The sequence below is a fragment of the Actinomyces qiguomingii genome (genome assembly GCF_004102025.1).
Lineage (GTDB): Bacteria > Actinomycetota > Actinomycetes > Actinomycetales > Actinomycetaceae > Actinomyces > Actinomyces qiguomingii.
Window position 1 is genome coordinate 2435987 of the sequence record NZ_CP025228.1, and the last position, 19312, is coordinate 2455298.

A 19312-nucleotide genomic window follows, 5' to 3' on the forward strand; every position below is an offset into this window, starting at 1 on the left:
GATGTTGGGATTCGTGTGTGACGGAGCACTGCGATGCGGCTCCGGAGCGGCGGCGCAGGAGACGCACGGATCTGTCAGCGGACCGCTATTAGCAGGGGGTCGCCGGCTTCCACCACCCCGTCGGCCAGGGGATCTACCTTGGAGAAGGCGGTGGCATCGGTGACGATGACGATCGTGGTCGGGTCCAGTCCGACCGCCCGGATCGCCTCCAGGTCGGCAACCGCCAGCACGTCCCCGGCCTTGACCCGGGTTCCCTGGGCAACCACCTGGGTGAAGGGCGCCCCCTTGAGCCCAACGGTGTCCAGGCCGATGTGCACCAGCACCTCGGCGCCGGTGAACGCGCGGATGCCGAAGGCGTGGCCCATGGAGACGATAACCTCCCCACTGATGGGTGCGGTCACGGTGCCGTCGGCGGGAAGGACCGCCAGTCCCTCCCCCATGGCGCCGGAGGAGAAGGCCTCATCGGCCACCTCCTTCAGGGCGACGACCCGCCCGGTGACCGGGGCGAGGATCTCCAGGTCCTCCACAATGGGCACGGCTCCGTCGGCGCCGGCCACAACCACCGTGCCCTGCGGCGCCGACGCCGCAACCTCCTCCTCGGACTCGTTGAGTTCCGCCTCCCAGGCCGCGATGTCCTTGTCGCGCTCGGTCTTGGAGAAACCGAAGAAGTAGGTGCCGAAAACACCCACCAGGAAGCCGATCGCGGTGGAGATGACCAGCCACTTGAAGGTGGAGGGGCCGTCGTCGACGCTGCCGAAGCCGATCGGAAGCGTCAGCACCGATGCGGCACCGGTGCCGTATACCAGCGTGTGGGTGGCCCCGGCGAAGGCACCCCCGAGCGCCCCGCCGATGCAGCCGATGATGAACGGACGCTTGCGGGGCAGGTTGACCCCGTAGATGGCGGGCTCGGTGATGCCGAAGATGCCGGCGACGGCGGCCGACCCCGCCAGCGCCTTGGTCTTGGCGGAGCGGGCCCGCAGGAAGACGCCGAGGGCGGCGCCGGCCTGCGCCAAAACGGGTGCGAAGACCAGGGCCTTGAGCGGGTCGTAGCCCTGAGTGGTGAGATTGTTGATGAACACCGGGGCCAGACCCCAGTGCGCACCGAAGATCACCAGGACCTGCCACAACGCCCCCAGCACGATGCCCGCCAGCCAGGGTGCGAAGTTGTAGATGGCCAGCAGCACCGCGGCGATGCCCTCGCCGAGCCAGACCCCGGCCGGTCCAAGGGCGATGTGGGTGACCGGGACAATCACCACCAGCACCAGCAGCGGGGTCAGGAAGTTGCGCAGCGACTCGTGGAAGATCCAGTTGCCGAGCCGCTCCACGTAGCTGGCGAGCCAGACGGCGATGATTATGGGGATGACCGTGGAGGTGTAGGACTGCAGATTGACGGGGATGAACAAGAACTTGATCGTGTTTCCCAGTTGCCCCCAGGCCCGCAGATTGGTGTCGACCAACTCGCCGTCGACGGGCATCTGGATGGTGCCGAACTGCGTGTAGAGCATGGCGGCGGCAATGGTGATCGCCGTCATCTGGTTGACGCGGAACTTCCTGGCGGAGGTGACAGCCAAATAGACCGGCAGCAGCAGGAAGAAGCAGTCGGAGATGCCGTAGAAGATCTGATAAGTCGTTGAAGTGGAACTCACCCAGTTCAAGGCGACGGCCATGAGCAGCAGGCCCTTGAGGATGCCGACGGCGCACAGGGGTCCCAGGATAGGGGTGAACAGGGAGGACAGGATGTCGACGGCCTTGGACAGGATGTTACCGCCGGCCGCGCCCGCCCCGGCGTCCTCGCCCTCAGATTCGCGCAATGAGGTGGGCAGCCCGGCAAACACCTTGGGGACGGAATTGCCTATCACCACCTGGAACTGGCCGCCGGATTCAACCACGGTCACCACGCCGGGCAGGGTGTTGATCGTCTCCTTGTCTGCCTTGGACGCATCCCTGAGATTGAAGCGGAGACGGGTGGCGCAGTGCACTACTTGGGCGACGTTCGCCTCGCCGCCGACATTTTCGAGGATGTCTACGGCCAAGGCCTCGTAATCCACGGTTTTGGGCATGAATCCTCCTTGAGTCATGCGAGTCCGCCGGCAACAGGCTCAGCGCTCTGCTGGCTCTTTAGTACGGCGGAACAGGTAGTTGATGCCGAGCCTGTGACTGGGGGCGCGACCATCACACGCTAGCAGGTCCGACCGGGAAAGCGCAGCCCGATTTTCGCTGACGATTCACGGGTGGCACCCCAGGCTCAAACGGCGGTGACATCCTCGGGACGGATGGGTTCGGGCACGGGCACGGCCAGCACAGCGGCGGTGTCTACCACGTCCTGACGCATCTGTGCCAGCAGCGGTTCCAGGCCGTCGAAGGCAAGCATGGGGCGCAGCCGCTCCACCAGCTCGATCACCACGACCTCCCCGTACAGGTTCAGGTCCGCGCGGCCGAGTACATGCGCCTCGACGGTGCGGTCGGGCACGTCGTCGAAGGTCGGGTTGGTGCCGATGGAGATGGCAGCGGGCAGCCGCTCCTCCCCCGTGCCACCGGCCACCCCCGCCTGCGGGGAGCGCACCAGCCAGCCCGCGTAGACGCCGTCGGGCGGGACCACTCCGGCGGTCGCGGCGTCCAGGTTCGCGGTGGGAAAGCCGAGTTCGCGGCCGCGGCGGTGACCGTGAATGACGGTGCCGCGCAGCCGGTGGACGTGCCCGAGGACCTCGGCCGCGCCGCGCATGTCGCCGGCCTCCAGTAGTTCGCGCACCCAGGTGGAGGACCAGCGGCGGCCCTCGGGGGCGACGACGTCGGCGACGATCTCCACGTCCAGGCCGTCGGCGCACCCGATCCGGCGCAGGGTAGCGGCGTCGCCGCTGTTGCCGCGGCCGAAACGCACATCGTCCCCGACCACGATCGCGTGGGCCCCAAGCAGCCTTTCGAGCCAGTCGCGCACGAACTCCGCCGGCCCCTGATCGGCGAAGGCGAGGGTGTAGTGAACCACCAGCACCGCGTCCAGACCGGTGTCCGCCAGGGACTCCAGCCGGTCGGCAAGCGAGGCGATCATGGGCAGGCGGGTCTCGGGGCGGTGCACCGTCGCCGGATGCGGGTCGAAGGTCAACGCGATGGCCTGCGGGCGTCTCCCGTTAACTCCGGCCGCCCGCCGGGCGCGCTCCACGACGCGGGCGAGGATCGCCTGGTGACCGCGGTGTACGCCGTCGAAGACACCGACGGTGACGATGCTGCCGGGCCCGGACGGGTCCCTCAGGGCTGCGGGCACCTGCTCGGCGCCGTACCAGATCTCCACTGCGCGCCGCCTCAGTCCGCGTCACCGAGGTGCCGAGGTATGCCGGCGATCGGGGTCTGGCGCAAAGGTGTCTCCTGGGTTGAGAGCGGCCGGGCGGTTTCCACCGGCCGCCGCATCATTCGGACAGTACTAGTACAGGACGGGTACGCCCGCCCTTATGTGCCAACAGTGCCACGAGCCGCCCCGCCGGGTCGAACCCGGCGGCGACGCTCGGCGCGGCAGCGGCCTTGGGGACAACCGGGTGCTTAGGATCCTGGGCCCGGTCGAGTACCGCGGCGGGCAGGGGCTGACCTTGGCGCAGGGCGCGTGCCTCGGCATCGTCCAGGGCGACGGCGGGGAAGCAGCGGCGGGCCACGACGGCCAGTGGCAGCACGGGCAGGACCTGTCCGGCGGCGACGACGGCGGACAGGGAGGCGATGGTGGCGGCCTGGTCGACCGTGAAGGGGCCCGCCCCAGTGCGGCGCAGCGCGGTCAGATGCGCCCCGCAGCCCAGGCCGCGGCCGAGGTCGCGGGCCAGGGCACGCACATAGGTGCCAGAGGAGCAGTGCACCTCCAGGTCCACGTCGACCACGGCGGTGCCGTCCGCGGCCGTCACGGGGCGCAATTCGCCGACGCGCGCCAGGGCGTGGATGGTCACCGGACGGGCGGGCAGGTCGACATCCTCGCCGCCCCGCACGCGCGCGTAGGAGCGCACGCCGTCGATCTTGATGGCGGAGACCGCGGAGGGGACCTGCATGATTGGTCCGTTGAGCTCGCTCAGGGCCGCGTCCAGGCGGGCGGACAGGCCGGGTGCGGCCACGCAGCCGGAAGAAGCGGTTACCTCGCCGTCGGCGTCCTCGGTGATGGTTGTCTGGCCCAGGCGGACCGTGGCCCAGTAGGTCTTGTCTGCGCCGACCAGATAGGTCAGGAAGCGGGTGGCCCGGCCGATACCCAACAGCAGCACTCCAGTGGCGGCGGGATCCAGGGTGCCAGCGTGGCCGACCTTACGGGTGGCGGCCATGCGCCTGGTCATGGCGACCACATCGTGGCTGGTGACACCGGCGGGTTTATCCACCACCAACAACCCATCCGGGCAGGTGATGGAGCCGCGGGGGACGTCGATACGCCTTCCGGCGGGGCCGTTCACGCCCCGCTCCCCTCCTCGTCCTGGTCATCATGGCGGTAGGGATCGGCGTCGCCCGCATAGGTGGCACCCGCATAAGTACGGGCGATCTCCTCGTCTCGGGCACGCGCCTTGGTAAGGGCGTCCTCGAAGGCCTGCGCCTGGGAGGGCAATGAATCCGGCTGGAAGGTGATCGAGGGGGTCAGGCGGATGCCGAGTGCCCGGCCGACCTCGGAACGGATCAGACCGGTGGCCGAGCGCAGAGCGGCAGCAGTGTCCTCCTGCTCCTTGTCGGTGCCGTAGACGGTGTAGAAGACCGTTGCCTGCTGTAGGTCACCGGTCACGCGCACGTCGGTGATGGTGATGAAACCGATCCTGGGGTCCTTGATCCTGCTCTGAAGGAGGCGGGCGACGGTTTCCTGAATGTGGTCGGCGACCTTGCGGACGCGGGCTGCGTCGGCCATGAGGACTCCTTAGCACTGAAGACGGACGCGGATGCGGACGGCCGCCGGCAACGGCTGCGGTGCGTCCACATACCTGGAACCGGCGGACGGACTATTGTGCACCACCGGCAGTCCGATCGCCAGATTACGGCACAGCCGGACCAAGCCGCTCGCTGCCCGCAACTGCATGCGCCGCATGCGAGCGGTGGCCGTCTGCCACGCCCCCTGATCATCGGATGCGTCTGCACCACACGCTACATATCAGGGACCGTGGGCCCGACAGGGAATATCCTCGGACCCACTGCCTTCACTCGAATAGGACCACCACACGTGACCTCCTCCACTCGCTCCCCCGCATCCGGTCCGCGTCCCGCCAACCCGGACTCCGCCAAGCCTCGGGGCGGCGCTGCCACCGGCGATTCCCAGGGCGTAGCGATGGTGCTCGGTTGTTACCTGCTGTGGGGCATGTTCCCGCTGTACTTCCATCTGCTACAGGCGGCCGGAAGCGTTGAGATCATTGGGCACCGACTGGTGTGGACGCTGGTGACCTGCCTGGCCCTGACTGCGCTGCGCCGCTCCTGGCCCACGCTGCGTGCAGCGGTCACCACGCCGCGCATCCTCGTAGTGCTAGGGATCGCCGGCCTGCTGGTGTCGGTGAACTGGTTGGTATACGTCTACGCGGTCAACTCCGACCGCACGGCCGATGCGGCTCTGGGGTACTTCATCAATCCGCTGGTGACGGTGGTTCTGGCAGCGCTCTTCCTGGGTGAGCGACTGCGGCTGGCGCAAGTGATCGCCGTAGGTATTGCCATCGTAGCGATCATGGTGCTGGTGGTCGCGCAACGCTCACTACCCTGGATATCCCTGTCGCTCGCATTCAGCTTCGGAGTGTACGGGCTGGTGAAGAAGCGCGTAAGCACGCAGGTGGATGCGCTTACCGGGCTCACGGTGGAGAGCGGCTGCATGACGCCCGTGGCTTTGGCCTACTTCGCCTGGTTGTACGCGGGCGGGCACGGCGCGCTGCAGGGGGCGACGGCGTCTGGAGCGTTGGCGGCCGGGCTGGTGCTAGCGGGCCCGGTGACGGCCACGCCGCTGCTGCTGTTTGCCGCCGGGACGCGGCGGGTGCCCCTTTCGATCGTGGGTCTGAGCCAGTACATCACCCCGGTCATGCAGTTCCTGCTGGCCTGGGCGGTGTTCCACGAGGAGATCTCGCCGGCGCGCTGGATCTCGACGGCGTTGGTGTGGGTGGCGGTGATCGTATTCATCACCGACCTGCTGCGTCAGTTGGCGCGACGTCCGCACCTGGGCGAGCGCTGAAAGCGGCACCGTCACGCGCCTGAGACGGCGGATACGAAAAGTGTGACAACAGCAGGGACCATGACCTGAACTGCACCGGGTTTGATGGAGGCAGTGAATACACGGAAGGATCACTGCCGGGAGTGCACAAAGGAAGTATCCTGAGGAGCTGCGGGAGCGGGCCACCAGGATGGCTGTGGAGGCCCGTAGGGACCCCGAGAGGTCTAAGGGGGCGATCAGAAGGATCGCCGAGGAGTTGGGTGTCCACCCCGAGGCGCTGCGTACCTGGGTGATAGAGGGGCCGAGGTCGACGCGGGCGCCCGGCCGGGAACCACCAGTCAGGATGCTGAGCGGATCAGGCAGCTGGAGGCCGAGAACCGCGAACTGAGGCGGGCGAACGCGATCTTGAGGAGCGCGTCGGCTTTTTTCGCGGCCGACACCAGGCCGCCCGTCCCGCTGATCTGTAAGTACATCGACTCCCACAAGGAGGAGTTCGGGGCCTGTGCCGATCTGCCAGGTCCTGACACAGTCAGGCATGAAGATCGCCCCGAGCACCTACTACGCAGCCAAGACCCGTCCCCCATCAGCAAGGGCTGTGCGCGACCAGGCCCTGAAGGCCGAGATCGGGCGGGTTCATGAGAAGAACTACTGCGCGGGTGGGGGCCCGCAAGATGCATGCGATGCTGAACCGTCCTGAGGAGTCTGAGCGTCATGGTTTGGGGCATGTGGCCCGCTGTACCGTGGAGCGGTTGATGCGGGCCATGGGGTTGCACGGCATACGCCGTGCGAAGTCGCCCAGGACGACCCGGTCGGCTCCTAAGGAGCAGTGCCCGGCGGACCTGGTCAAGAGGCACTTCAGCGCGTTCAGGCCCAACGAGTTGTGGGCGTGTGGACATCACCTACGTACGCACCCTGTCCGGCTGGGTGTATGTGGCCTTTGTCACTGACGTGTACTCGCGTCGGATCGTCGGCTGGCAGACCTCCACGAGCTTGTACACCGACCTGGCCCAGGGGCGCCCTGAAGATGGGTATCTGGCAGCGCCAGCGCGAGGGCGCGGATCTGAAGGGCCTGATTCACCACTCCGACCGCGGGGTCCAGTACCGGGCAATCCGAGTGCGGGCAGGCCCTATCCGACTGTGATGCGGTGGCCTCGGTGGGCACCCGAGGGAGACTCATACGACAACGCTCTGGCCGAGGCCCTCAACTCACTCTATAAGGCCGAGCTCATCCGTAACCGGCACTACCTCGACGACCACGGGCCCTGGCAGGGCATCGACGATGCCCGTGTTCGCTACCGCCCAGTGGGCGCAACTGGTCGGGCAACACCCGGCCTCACTCCGCCACAGGCATGCACGCTCCGATCGAGCACGAGCAGGCCTACACCCCACCAGACGACACCGACACCATCACCGAGCCCGAGCCCGAGGCAGAGGCCGAGGCAAAGGTCATGGACGTCGGCGAGCAGACCACCATCAACCAACCCCAGCCGACAACCACCGGCGCCAGATAAAACACCCTCCACAAAACCCGGGGCTTGACACCCCACCCATCCACCACACCCTCAAACACGAAGAGCCATCAAAGCCGTCCAGACCCCCGACTGGATCTACTTCCCCGGCGCGGCCCAGGTGCTACAGGTGCGCCGCACCCGCACCACCCATACAGGCAAGAACAGCAAGCGCAGCACCAAGCCAGTCACCGAGGTCGTTTACCTCATCTGCCGCCCACCCCCATGCAGGACACCCAGCCCGAGCAAGTAGCAGCCTGGACACACGGACGCTGGGCGATAAACAACCGCCTCCACTTAAGTTCGGGACGCCCGCCTATGACCATGGGACCGCCACCAACTGTGCACCGGCAACGCGCCCCAGGTGATGGCCACCCTGAGGAACCTGGCCATAAGCCTGATCCCCACCATCTACGGCAGGCCCGACCACCACCGGCATCGCCTCAGCCAACCGCGCCATAACTTGGGAACGCAGATGCCGGTGGACCGCCTAGGAGGTGGTGCCACCGGCATCTGCGTCCAGACGGGTCAGTCGCGGGGCTTCTCGCGCATCTCCCAGGTCTCGATGACGTCGCCCTCGGCGATGTCACGGTAGGCCAGGTTGATACCGCACTCGTAGCCCTCGCGGACCTCGGTGACGTCATCCTTCTCCCGGCGCAGCGTCTCCACCGTGAGCTCCCCGTTCACCACAACACCGTCGCGCACCAGGCGGGCCTTGGCACCGCGCTTGATTACACCGGAGCGGACGATCGAGCCGGCGATCGAACCGAACTTGGAGGAGTGGAAGACTTGGCGGATCTCGGCCGTGCCCAACTCGACCTCCTCGTAGATCGGCTTGAGCATGCCCTTCAGGGCCGCCTCGACGTCCTCAATGGCGTTGTAGATGACCGTGTAGAACTTCATGTCCACACCCTCGCGGTCAGCCAACTCAGCGACCCGGACGGCCGGACGCACGTTGAAGCCGATGATGACGGCGGAGTCGACGGTTGCCAGGTTGACGTCGTTCTGGGTAACCGCTCCCACGCCACGGTGGATGACTCGCAGGGCCACCTCGTCGCCCACGTCAATCTTGAGCAGCGAGTCCTCCAGCGCCTCGACCGCACCCGAACTGTCACCCTTAAGGATGAGGTTGAGAGTGTCGACCTTGCCCTCCTTCAGGACATCGGTGAGGTTCTCCAAAGACACACGCTTGCGGCGCTTGGCCAGTTCCGCGGCACGTCCGGCAGCCTCCCGCCGGTCGGCGATCTGCCGGGCGGTGCGGTCGTCGGGAGCGACGATGAAGGAGTCGCCCGCGCTGGGGACATTGGTCAATCCCAGCACCTGGGCGGGCCGGGCCGGGCCGGCCTCCTCCAAGGTGTTGCCGTACTCGTCGAACATGGCACGCACGCGCCCGTAGGCGCTGCCGGCGACGATCGGGTCGCCCACCCGCAGGGTACCGCGTTGCACCAGCACGGTGGCCACCGCGCCGCGGCCCCGATCCAGCTTCGCCTCCACCGTCACTCCGCGGGCGTCGGAGTCCGGATTGGCGCGCAGATCCAGGGCGGCATCGGCGGTGAGCAGAACCGCCTCCAACAGGCCGTCAATATTGGTGCGCTGCTTGGCGGAGATATCCACGAACATGGTGTCGCCGCCATACTCCTCAGGCACCAGACCGTACTCGGTGAGCTGACCGCGGATCTTCTCCGGGTTGGCGCCGTCCTTGTCAATCTTGTTGACAGCTACGACAATCGGCACACCGGCCGCCTGGGCATGGTTGAGTGCCTCAACGGTCTGCGGCATGACGCCGTCATCGGCGGCGACCACCAGGATCGCGATATCCGTAACCTCCGCGCCACGGGCGCGCATGGCGGTGAAGGCCTCGTGACCAGGAGTGTCGATGAAGGTGATCGGACGGGTCTCATCACCCAGATTGACACGCACCTGATAGGCGCCGATGGACTGGGTGATGCCGCCAGCCTCCGCCGCGACCACATCGGTGGAGCGAATAGCGTCAAGCAGCTTGGTCTTACCGTGGTCGACGTGCCCCATGACAGTGACCACGGGCGGGCGGGGCACAAGTTCGGCATCGTCCTCACCGGCCTCCTCGGCCGCCAGGTCGATGTCGAAGGACTCCAGCAGCTCGCGGTCCTCATCCTCGGGCGAGACGATCTGCACGTCATAGCCCAGCTCAGCTCCCAGCAGGGCGAAGGTGTCCTCGTCCAGGGACTGGGTGGCGGTGGCCATCTCACCGAGATGGAACAGCACGGTGACCAGCGCCGCCGGGTTGGCGTTGATCTTCTCGGCAAGATCCGTGAGCGTGGCACCCTGCCGCACGCGCACCGGAGTGGAGCCGTCGCCGCGAGGGACGACTACGCCACCGATCGTAGGTGCACTCTGCTGCTCGAACTCCTGGCGCTTGGCGCGACGCGACTTGCGTCCGCGCGGTGCACCGCCACCACGTCCGAAGGCGCCCTGCGTGGAACCGCGGCCTCCGCGGCCCCCGCGAGGACCGCCGCCGAAGCCACTGCGCGGGCCCCCGCCTGATCCTCCACGACCACCGGAGCCGGGGCGACCGCCACGGCCACCCTGGCCTCCACGGGCAGGAGCACCGGGACGCCCGACAGAGGACCTGCCCGGCATCATTCCGGGATTGGGCCGAGGACCACCCGAACGGGCGCCGGGCCGCGGTCCGCTCTGGCCGGAACGCCCGCCCTGCGCACGCCCACCGCCCGAACCGCCGGGCCGCGGTCCACTCTGGCCGGAACGCCCGCCCTGCGCACGCCCACCGCCCGAACCACCGGGACGCGGCATGCCCTGGGAGGTCGCATAGGGGTTGTTACCCGGCCGCGGGCCGCCCGAGCGAGAGCCCTTGCCCCGGCCACGGCCGGAGCCGGCGGGACGCGGCATGCCCTGGGAGGTCGCATAGGGGTTGTTACCCGGCCGCGGGCCACCGGGGCGCGGACCGGGCGTGGGTGCGTTCGGCCGCGGACCGGGAGTAGGCGCCGCCGGACGCGCAGGCCGGTCGGAACTCGGCGATGAAGACGATTGCGATGCCCGCGGACCCGGAGTTGGATGTGCGGGCTTAGAGGAAGCGGGCTTGGGCGCAGCACCCGGCTTGGGCCCACCACTCGATTTGGGCGCAGGGGCCGCCGGCTTAGGCGCTTCCGGCCTGTCCGCGGGTTTAGGTGCGGACTGCGTCTGCTTGGGCGTCGGGGCCGGCGGTTTCGGTGCGGGCGCACTGGGCTTCGGCGCCGTCGGTTTGGGCGCGGAGGCGGCCTGCTTAGGCGCCGGAGCCGACGGTCTGGGAGCCGCCGGCTTGGGGGTCTTCTTATCCTCGCCGCTCGACGCGGAGAAGTGCTCGCGAACCCGGCGAGCGACGGGAGGCTCCACGGTGGAGGATGCCGCCTTGACGAATTCCCCCTGATCCTTGAGCCAGGCCAGAATCACCTTAGAGGTGATCCTCTTGCCAGTGGGGTCGAGCTCCTTCGCGAGCTCGTGAACGCGTGGTTTTGCCACTTTTCTCCTGTCCGGTTGCCCACCCCGGACAGGGTGGGCGCTAGTAGAGGCAGCTCATCGCCGGGTACTCATCGGGTGCCCATCAGCTTCCTACCCGCCTTTGCTATCGGTGTGCCGTCGCCCGGTCGGGGACGGCGAGTGTGTTCGACCGCGTTCCGCCCCATGGAGCTCGACCCAGTCGCGCACGGGGGCCACATCGGGTGACTCCCGCATGCGCAGCGCGCGCCCGAAGGCGCGCCTGCGCTCGGCGAGCTCGACGCATGCCGGATCCGGATGGATCCATGCGCCACGCCCCGGCAGATGAGCCAGGGCGTCGACGGTCAACTCGCCGCTGTCCGTCAGGGCCAGGCGCAGCAACTGCGCCCGGGGCGCCTTACCGCGACAGCCGACACAGGTGCGTTCGGGCACGTGGGGCGTGTTGACCACCGGCTGGCCGCGTCCTTCCGCTCGTTGTCGACTGCCCGGCCTGCGGCGCGTCGCGCCGAAGCCCGACGCCCGCCTACAGGCAGGCCAAGAGAAAGTGTAGCCGGGTTGGACGTCAGTCCTGGGCGCCGGGAACTGAGGGACCAGTCACGTCGTCGGCGCGGGAGTCATGACCGGGAGCGATCTCTCCGGCCTCGGTGTCGGCATGGATGTCGATCTTCCAGCCCGTCAGCCGTGCTGCCAAGCGCGCGTTCTGCCCCTCCTTGCCGATCGCCAACGATAACTGGAAGTCAGGAACGATTGCGCGTGCGGCGTGCTCCTGGGCATCTACCACGGTCACCGAGGAGACCCGGGCGGGAGACAGGGCATTGGCAACGAAGCGCTCCGGGTCCTCGGAGTAGTCGACGATGTCAATCTTCTCCCCACCCAACTCGGCCATGACCGCACGTACACGCTGCCCCATGGGGCCGATGCACGCGCCCTTGGCGTTCACACCGCGCACGCGCGCACTGACCGCGACCTTGGTACGGTGCCCGGCCTCCCTGGCGATGGAGACGATCTCCACATCGCCGGAAGCGATCTCGGGCACCTCCCGCTCGAACAACTTGCGCACCAGGCCCGGATGGGTGCGTGACAGGATGATCTGTGCACCTTTGGGGCCGCGCGAGACCTCGGTCACATAGGCGCGGATGCGATCGCCGTGCCGGTGACGCTCACCGGGCACCTGCTCGTGTGGAGGCATGATGCCCTCATGCTCGCCGTCCAGGCGAACGTGGACCAGACGCGGATCGCGCCCTTGTTCCACGGTGCCGGAGATCAGCTCGCCAGCCTTGTCCTTGAAGGCGCCCAGGACCTCGAAATCACGGCGGTCCTGGATACGCTGGACAATCACCGAGCGCGCGGTAGCCTGGGCGATACGGCCGAAGTCGTCGGGGGTGTCATCGAAGTACTCCCCGGTCGGCTCATCGTTCTCATCCACCTCGGGGGCGAGCACCGTCATGTGTCCGCTGCGGCGATCGATCTCCACATGTGCGCCGCGGATGGCGCCGGGCACCTTGCTGTATGCACCCAGAATGGCGTCCTCAATGGCGGGCAGCAGGTTGTCCAGGTCAATGCCCAACTCGTCGGCTGCGCCTCGCAGCTCCGGCATGTTGATGTCCATGATTCCTAATATTCCTCCGTGTCGTCTTCCGGGCGGTCGTTGGCGTCATGAGATCGGCGCGGGGGCCGGGCCACGCTTAGACGCTCACGACCATATGGGCGGCGGTCACCTCCGCCAATGCGATGGTCTGGGGCACATCATCCACTCCGATGGTGATGCTGGTCTCATCCGCGGCGGTGAGCATTCCCTCAACGGTGTGCTCCTGTCCGCCCACTGCGCGGGTGATCACCGCCCGGTGGCCGACGGCGCGGCGGAAGTGACGGGGGGTGTCCAGTTCCCGTTCAGCGCCGGGGGTGGAGACCTCCAGGGTGTACTGGCCTGGAACGGGGTCGGCTTCGTCCACGGCGTCTGAAATGGCCCGGGTGGCCTCCCCCAGAGTGTCTAGGTCGAGATCGCCGGGGCCGTCGGGCAGGTCTACCACCACCCGCAGCGTGGTGTACCTGCCGGCGCGGTCCAGGCGCACGTCCTCCAGGAAGAGCCCGGACTCCTCGACAATGGGATTGAGCAGCCGGCGCAGACTCTGCTCCTGGCTCCGGGCGGACGCGTCGGTCATATGGAGGTTCCTCCCGTGATGGGCCCGGTGGGGGCTGATCGTGTTTGTGTGGCTTCAAGTCGGATCGGATTGATCGACCCCATGCTACCCGCCCGTGCGAGGATGACCATGTGACACCGACGCACACCATCGATTCCATCGCAACTCCCGCCCCCGCAGTCAGGCGCCGCCACTCGGCCGGGGAATGCGAGGCAGGTGTTTCTCGGCGTGTGTTGCTGCGCCGGGCAGGCGCAGCAACACTCGTGGCGGTGACGTCGGCAACCGGTGCCTGCGGACTGCGAGTGGGCGAGGGCTCCCCCGCCTCGCTGCCGACGGCGCCCCCACATGAAGTGGTGCGGGACGGTCTGGCCCGACAGGCGGCCCTGATCGCCTCGATCGCCCAGGTGGTATCCGATTCCGGCACGGCTCAGCCCTCCGCCCCGGTCGATGCCATCGCCGCAAGCGCCGCCACGCAGTTGAACGCCCTGGGCGGCGTGTGGGACCCGTGGGCTACACCGGTGCCCACCAGCTACCAGACCGTCCCGCCGGTTCCGTCGGCCGCTGCGGACGTGTCCACCGCCGACCTGACAACGGCGCTGACCGACGGGACCGCCCTGGCCCGCGAGGCGGCAGCGGCCTGTGCCGACGACGACGCTGCCCGCCTTTACGCAGCCCTGGCCGTGGCCTGGTCCCTGGAGGCAACCCGGTTGGACGCAGCAGCAGTGGCGGTCAGTGGGCGTGATGCATCCGCGCTGACCGAGGCATTGCCCGGCGACCTGCTGTCAGCCTACGACGCCGCCCGCTACGCCTCTGAGGAAATCGCAGCACGTTCCACGGGTGCGAACCACACCCGCGCCCTGGCGGATGTGGCCTATGCCAAGGCGGTGGTCAGCGCGTCGGTGGCGCTGGGCGGACAGGACACCCGCCTGGCCGCATACGCCGCCCCGACCGCGAGGGCGGACGACTCGACATCGCTGGAGGTCACCTGGGCGCGGCAGGTGTGGCAGCGGGTGGAGGAGACAGAGCTGGCCGGGGTGAGGGCGGCCGGCGCCAATGCCACCGAGATAACCGTTGACGCCGCCCTGGAAGCGGCCCTGCGCGCCCGGGCATGGGGCGCCGCCGTGGACGATCCGCTTCCCGGCTATCTCGACTGAGCCGCAGGTAAGTCGATCCAGGTGCGCGCACGCTTGACTTGAACCAGTTCGCCGGCCCCCAGCGGTCCACGCGCGGCGACCAGGGCCCACAGATCTTCCTCTTCACGCACCAGACGCAGGCGGCACGGTCCGATCTGCGTTACCCAGGTCTCAACGAAGGCGGTGACCACCCGCCGGGATCGCCCCAGGGTGCGTGGAACCGCCAGATACAGGCGGTCGCGTCCACGGGCCCGGTCCAGGGCGTCCAGGCCGTGGCCGAGTAAGCGCCGCAGTCGCCCCGGCGCACAGGCCGCGCGCAGCGTCCAGCGGGGAACCTCTAACACAAACCGCGGAGCACGCCGCGGTGCGGAAGCCAGTTCGACCAGAGTCTGCGCCACCAGCCGGCGGTCGGTGTCTACGCCACCTATGAAGGCTATGCGCGCCACGCCGGACTCCGTCAGGCTCAGTGCCCGGATATCTGTGCCTATTCGCTCGGCGGCGATGAGCCCGGCCATGACGCTCAACGCAGCACCTCGCCACAGCTCGACGGGATCACCACGCCGTATCAGTCCGTCCGCCGAGGCAAGCGAGACGAGCTGTGCCTCCTGCCCCATCCGCTCAAGATCCGAATCGCGCCCGCTGGCGGCACCCACAGGCGGTGGTGCGTTCCAGGCGCGTCGTTCCCACTCGCGGGGACCGAGCGTCGTGGCTGCGTTCAGGGCGCCGATGGCTTCGGCGTCGGCGCCGTGACGAACGGCGTCGAGAAGGCGGCGCTGGCGCGGCTCGAGGGCGGCCTCCAGCCCGGTGCGGATGGCCGCCGCTGAATCGGGCACGGCACTCCACAGGTACTCGTGGCGTCTACGGAGCCGGTCCAAGTCGCTGCCGGCTCCCGCTCCCGCCTGACGGGGCAGCAGGCAAGTGACCGACCAGTTGTGGGCGACCTTCGCGGGCCAGTTCGAGTCCAACCTAAGCGTGCGACCACGCAACTGCTGCACAGAGGTGGCCGTGGTCACAGTGGTCAGGTCGATCAGGGTGTTCACTGCCGGACAGTCCCACCCCTCCCCCAGCAGGCCGCGCGTGCCCACAACCAGGCGCACCACGCCCTGGTCCATCAGAGCGCTCACGGCCCGCACCAGCCGGGCGGACCCCGCCTGTGCACCTCTCACGCGTAGGGTCCAGCCGTCATCGACGGCAGGCAGCTCCAACCCGGTGTCGGCGCGCAGACGGTCGAGCAACTCGTGGTCCGCCGAGGCCAACTGCAGGTGCCGTCCGGTCAGGAGCACGGGATGCAGCTCGCGCACCAGGGCATCGGTCAGCAGGGTTGTGAAGCAACGCAGCGCACCGCCGTGAGTGGCTTGTTCCCCCGAAGCGGCGCGCGGGCCGACAGCGTCTAGAGCGCGGTGGGCGGCCGAGCGCTCGGCGGCATCGGTGACGACCACGGCGCGCAGCCGCTGCCCCAGACAGGTGTACTCGGCATGCAGGATATCCGCCACGGCCACATCCTTGGCCAGGGATGCCGCACACACGGCGTCCTGCGGCGAACGCCCGGAGCGCAGTCCGGAGTCGGTCAGCCGGTAACCGTATCCGGCCAGCAGCTCCTTGGTGTCCTCCCACTGACCGCGGCGGGCGGGATCGGGCAGCAGCCGGGTTAGCGCATAACGGCCCAGAAGCTCCAGGGTCTCATCGACGTCCAGCAGTCGGGTGGCGGGCAGCAGGGGCACCAGCGCGGTCGTCTGCTCGGTGGGGTTGTAGGCGCCCAGGCGGTTCCTCAGCAGCGCCCCGGCAGCTGTGGCGGCCTGTGGGTCGGCGTCAAAGCCGGACACCATGCGGGCGGTGAGGGCACCGTCGTCCATGCCCAGGGGCTCGGCCAGGTCCTCCACCGCCGGTGCGACGGTGTGTACTAGGAAGTCGATGCCATCCGGGCTGAGTAGGAGTTCGTCAAGGCGGTGCTCCAGTTCAGCACCGGCCTGGGCCAGAAATGCCTGTTCCTGCGGGTCCGGGAGGGTGAAGCGCACCAGGCTGCGGCTCGGCGCCAGACAGCCCGCGCGCACCACGGCTGGGACGGGGATCTCATAATCGACCTTGCCCAACAGGGCACGGTAGCGGCCCAGGGACCTGTCCTCCGGGGAGGGCAGTGTTGCCGTCAGGCCGAGCAGGCAGGGTTGGGCGCCCGCGGCCTTGAGGCGAGCCAGCAGGTAGTGGACGACGGCCGCCCAGTGGGCGCGCAGGTGGTGACATTCATCGACTACTACGGTGGCCACGCCTGCATCCACCAACGCGTCGATTCGGCGGCGGGCCGCTGGATGCAGCAGGGAGGCCAGATCCTCCGCGTCCAGTGAGGCCAGCGAGGAGCGGATGGCGGAGGCGCGCCGGGAGATGCCGGAGCGGTAGGCCGCCGGATTGTTCGCGGCTAACTCCTCCAGCCAGGACTCGGCGCGCCCCGGGGTCTGTCCGGAGTCGATGAGCTCCTCGAGCCAGCGCCGACGGGCCGCGGCCCGCCAGGGCGCGGAAGTGTCCACCACGGCCAGGGATTGGTATGTGAGCACTGTCAGGTCGGCGGGAACCGGGGCGCCGGAGTCATCCTGCGGGGCGTCTTCACCTCTGGTCAGATCATCGCGCACGCGCGGTGGCCCGCCGGCGGCGTCGCGGAAGTATGCTCTGGCCTGCTCACACCACTGCTGCCGAATTAGGGCAGTGGGCGTGAGCACGAGGGCTCGACGCCCATTGGCGCGCGCCAAGGCCAGGCCGATCAGGGTCTTGCCGGATCCCGGCGGTGCCACCAGGTGCAGGCGCGCGCCGTCGGCCGGCTCCACGGCGCGCAGCAGATCCGCCTGGTAGTCGCGCAACGGCACCGTCAGCTTCCAGCCGGACAGCGGTCGCTGCGGGTCTGAGGCACCGCAACTAGTGCGCGGCATCTTCCCAGGCCAGGGCCGCACCTACCAGCTCACGCACCCGGGCAGCGGCCTGGGTGGCCGGCACGCAGATGCGCTCGCCGCTGCGGCGGTCGCGGATTTCCACGGTGCCCTCCCTGGCCAGGTCGCGCCCCACCACCACGGTATAGGGCATGCCAAGCAGTTCGGAGTCCTTGAACTTCACTCCGGCACTGGCCCTGCGGCGGTCGTCGTACAAGACCTCCACTCCGGCCTCATCCAGCGCGGCGGCGAGACGGGCGGCGGTCTCAAAGACGGCGTCGTCCTTGCCTGTGGCCAGGACCTGTACCTGGAAGGGCGCCACCTGGATGGGCCAGGCCAGGCCCTGCTCGTCGTGGTTGGACTCGGCCAGGGCGGCCAGAGCACGGGTAACGCCGATGCCGTAGGAGCCCATGGTGACGATACGGGACTTGCCGTTCTCGTCCAGGACCGTCAGATCCAGGGCGCTGGCGTACTTACGGCCGAGGGCAAAGATGTGGCCGAGCTCGATGCCGCGGGCCAGGTGCAGCGGTCCGGAGCCGTCGGGGGCGGGGTCGCCCTCACGGATCTCGGCTGCCTCAATGGTGCCGTCGGCGGTGAAGTCGCGTCCTGCCACCAGGTCGAGCACGTGCCGCTGGGAGGCGTTGGCGCCGGTGACCCAGGCGGTGCCGGGCACCACCCGCGGGTCCAGCAGGTAGCGCACCGAGCCGGTTAGCACCTCATTGCCCTCCGCGTCTCGCTCCACGCGCCGCCTCGGCGAGTTGGGGCCGATGGCAGTGGGGCCGATGTATCCGCGCACGAGCTCGGGGTGAGTGGCGAAGTCGGCGTCGGAGGCCATTTCCACCTCGGCTGGGGCGACGGCAGCCCCCAGGCGCCGCATGTCGACATCGCGGTCGCCGGGGATCCCCACCACCAGCAGTTCACGCCTCCCACCGGGGTAAGTGAGGACCACGACGACATTCTTGAGAGTGTCCGCGGCCGTCCAGACGCGTCCATCGGAGCGCGGATGAGCAGAGTTGAGGAAGTCGACCAGGGTTTCGATGGTGGAAGCATCAGGAGTGTCCACCTCGCGGGCCGGGCCAACGCCGGAGGCGTCCACGTCCGCGGGCACGGGGGTGGCGACCGCCTCCGCGTTGGCCGCGTAGCCGCCGTCGGTGCGCACGAAAGTGTCCTCGCCGATGGGCGAGGGGTGCAGGAACTCCTCGGAATGCGAGCCGCCCATGGCGCCACTCATGGCGTTGACGATCACGTACTCCAGGCCCAGGCGCTTGAAGATGCGCTGGTATACCGCGCGATGCGCCTGGTAGGAGGCCTCCAGTCCGGCATCGTCGATGTCGAAGGAGTAGGAGTCCTTCATTACGAACTCGCGGCCGCGGATGACTCCGGCGCGCGGACGGGCCTCGTCACGGTACTTGGTCTGGATCTGGTAGATGGACACCGGCAGGTCCTTGTAGGAGGAGTACAGGTCCTTGACCAGGAGGGTGAACATCTCCTCATGCGTGGGGGCCAGCAGGTAATCTGCGTCCTTGCGGTCGGTCAGCTTGAACAAAGTGGGCCCGTAGTCGTCCCAGCGGCCGGTGTCCTTGTAGGGCTCCGCGGGCAACAGCGCAGGGAAGAGCACCTCCTGGGAGATGGCGTCCATCTCCTCGCGGATAATCGCTTCGATCTTGCGCAGGGTGCGCAGTCCCAGCGGCAGCCAGGTGTACACGCCGGGGGCGGCGCGGCGTATGTAACCGGCACGCACCAGCAGTTTGTGGCTGTCGACCTCCGCGTCGGCGGGGTCTTCGCGCAGAGTTCGGATGAAGGCCTGGGACATCGTCTGAAGCACGTGGCGATCTTACGCGGTGTTGGTGCCGGGCGAAGTCGATAGCGGACCGGCCGAGCGGACCTGCGGAGCGGCCACGGCGCAGCCCAGCACGGCGCCTGCGCCCCGAGTGGCACGGATTGCAGCACATTGGTCTGAACGCTGAAGTGAACAGCTCGGTACAGCCGCAGAATCGCGCGGTTCGCCGACGCGACCGCT

16 protein-coding genes are annotated in these 19312 nt (G+C 68.4%); 6 read left to right on the top strand and 10 right to left on the bottom strand.

Annotated elements, in window-relative coordinates:
• Window positions 1-74: 74 nt before the first annotated feature.
• From CWT10_RS10105 to rbfA, 4 genes are all read right to left on the bottom strand, one after another.
• On the bottom strand, window positions 75-2060 hold the full coding sequence (locus CWT10_RS10105; protein WP_158247701.1) for a beta-glucoside-specific PTS transporter subunit IIABC: 1986 nt from the start codon (window positions 2058-2060) through the stop codon (window positions 75-77).
• 185 nt (window positions 2061-2245) lie between these two features.
• Window positions 2246-3286, bottom strand: a complete 1041-nt coding sequence (locus tag CWT10_RS10110; RefSeq protein ID WP_103064203.1) for a bifunctional riboflavin kinase/FAD synthetase — start codon at window positions 3284-3286, stop codon at window positions 2246-2248.
• A 115-nt stretch (window positions 3287-3401) separates the two neighbouring features.
• Window positions 3402-4412: a tRNA pseudouridine(55) synthase TruB gene (truB, locus tag CWT10_RS10115; RefSeq protein WP_233188373.1), complete on the bottom strand. Its 1011-nt coding sequence runs from the start codon at window positions 4410-4412 to the stop codon at window positions 3402-3404.
• On the bottom strand, window positions 4409-4852 hold the full coding sequence (rbfA, locus tag CWT10_RS10120; protein ID WP_103064202.1) for a 30S ribosome-binding factor RbfA: 444 nt from the start codon (window positions 4850-4852) through the stop codon (window positions 4409-4411). The genes truB and rbfA overlap by 4 nt, the downstream gene beginning before the upstream one ends.
• A gap of 309 nt (window positions 4853-5161) precedes the next feature.
• Here rbfA and rarD point away from each other — a divergent pair, with 309 nt between their 5' ends.
• The 5 genes from rarD (at window position 5162) to CWT10_RS16805 (ending at window position 7638) form a co-directional block, all read left to right on the top strand.
• On the top strand, window positions 5162-6148 hold the full coding sequence (gene rarD / locus CWT10_RS10125; RefSeq protein ID WP_103064201.1) for an EamA family transporter RarD: 987 nt from the start codon (window positions 5162-5164) through the stop codon (window positions 6146-6148).
• Window positions 6149-6257: 109 nt separating this feature from the next.
• Window positions 6258-6515 carry a transposase gene (locus CWT10_RS17995; protein WP_174722006.1) on the top strand — a complete coding sequence of 86 codons (258 nt, stop codon included), beginning with the start codon at window positions 6258-6260 and terminating at the stop codon, window positions 6513-6515.
• A gap of 147 nt (window positions 6516-6662) precedes the next feature.
• A complete protein-coding gene (locus tag CWT10_RS16800) occupies window positions 6663-6824 on the top strand; it encodes a hypothetical protein (protein WP_158247700.1) in 162 nt (53 codons plus the stop codon).
• Entirely contained in the window at window positions 6808-7074 is a 267-nt protein-coding gene (locus CWT10_RS18000) for a hypothetical protein (RefSeq protein ID WP_158247699.1), read from the top strand. Before CWT10_RS16800 ends, CWT10_RS18000 begins: the two co-directional genes overlap by 17 nt.
• A 402-nt stretch (window positions 7075-7476) precedes the next feature.
• Entirely contained in the window at window positions 7477-7638 is a 162-nt protein-coding gene (locus CWT10_RS16805) for a hypothetical protein (protein ID WP_168190766.1), read from the top strand.
• A 525-nt stretch (window positions 7639-8163) separates the two neighbouring features.
• Here the strand turns inward: CWT10_RS16805 and infB are convergent.
• The 4 genes from infB to CWT10_RS10155 form a co-directional block, all read right to left on the bottom strand.
• Complete coding sequence (gene infB / locus CWT10_RS10140) at window positions 8164-11130, bottom strand: translation initiation factor IF-2 (RefSeq protein WP_103062948.1); 2967 nt, start codon at window positions 11128-11130, stop codon at window positions 8164-8166.
• 90 nt (window positions 11131-11220) lie between these two features.
• Complete coding sequence (locus CWT10_RS10145; protein WP_103062949.1) at window positions 11221-11556, bottom strand: YlxR family protein; 336 nt, start codon at window positions 11554-11556, stop codon at window positions 11221-11223.
• Window positions 11557-11668: 112 nt separating this feature from the next.
• The gene (nusA, locus tag CWT10_RS10150; protein WP_103062950.1) at window positions 11669-12715 is read right to left on the bottom strand and encodes a transcription termination factor NusA; all 1047 of its coding nucleotides are present in this window, start codon (window positions 12713-12715) and stop codon (window positions 11669-11671) included.
• A gap of 76 nt (window positions 12716-12791) precedes the next feature.
• The gene (locus CWT10_RS10155) at window positions 12792-13268 is read right to left on the bottom strand and encodes a ribosome maturation factor RimP (protein WP_103062951.1); all 477 of its coding nucleotides are present in this window, start codon (window positions 13266-13268) and stop codon (window positions 12792-12794) included.
• Between the two features lie 248 nt (window positions 13269-13516).
• On the opposite strand from CWT10_RS10155, the gene CWT10_RS10160 reads away from it, so the two are divergent.
• Window positions 13517-14401, top strand: coding sequence for a Tat pathway signal protein (locus tag CWT10_RS10160; protein ID WP_244936736.1), 885 nt, complete (start codon window positions 13517-13519; stop codon window positions 14399-14401).
• Here the strand turns inward: CWT10_RS10160 and CWT10_RS10165 are convergent.
• Together CWT10_RS10165 and CWT10_RS10170 are read right to left on the bottom strand one after the other, a co-directional pair.
• Window positions 14389-17295, bottom strand: coding sequence for a DEAD/DEAH box helicase family protein (locus CWT10_RS10165; protein ID WP_103062953.1), 2907 nt, complete (start codon window positions 17293-17295; stop codon window positions 14389-14391). The genes CWT10_RS10160 and CWT10_RS10165 overlap by 13 nt on opposite strands.
• The gene (locus tag CWT10_RS10170) at window positions 17282-19117 is read right to left on the bottom strand and encodes a proline--tRNA ligase (protein ID WP_103062954.1); all 1836 of its coding nucleotides are present in this window, start codon (window positions 19115-19117) and stop codon (window positions 17282-17284) included. Before CWT10_RS10170 ends, CWT10_RS10165 begins: the two co-directional genes overlap by 14 nt.
• Window positions 19118-19312 lie beyond the last annotated feature (195 nt).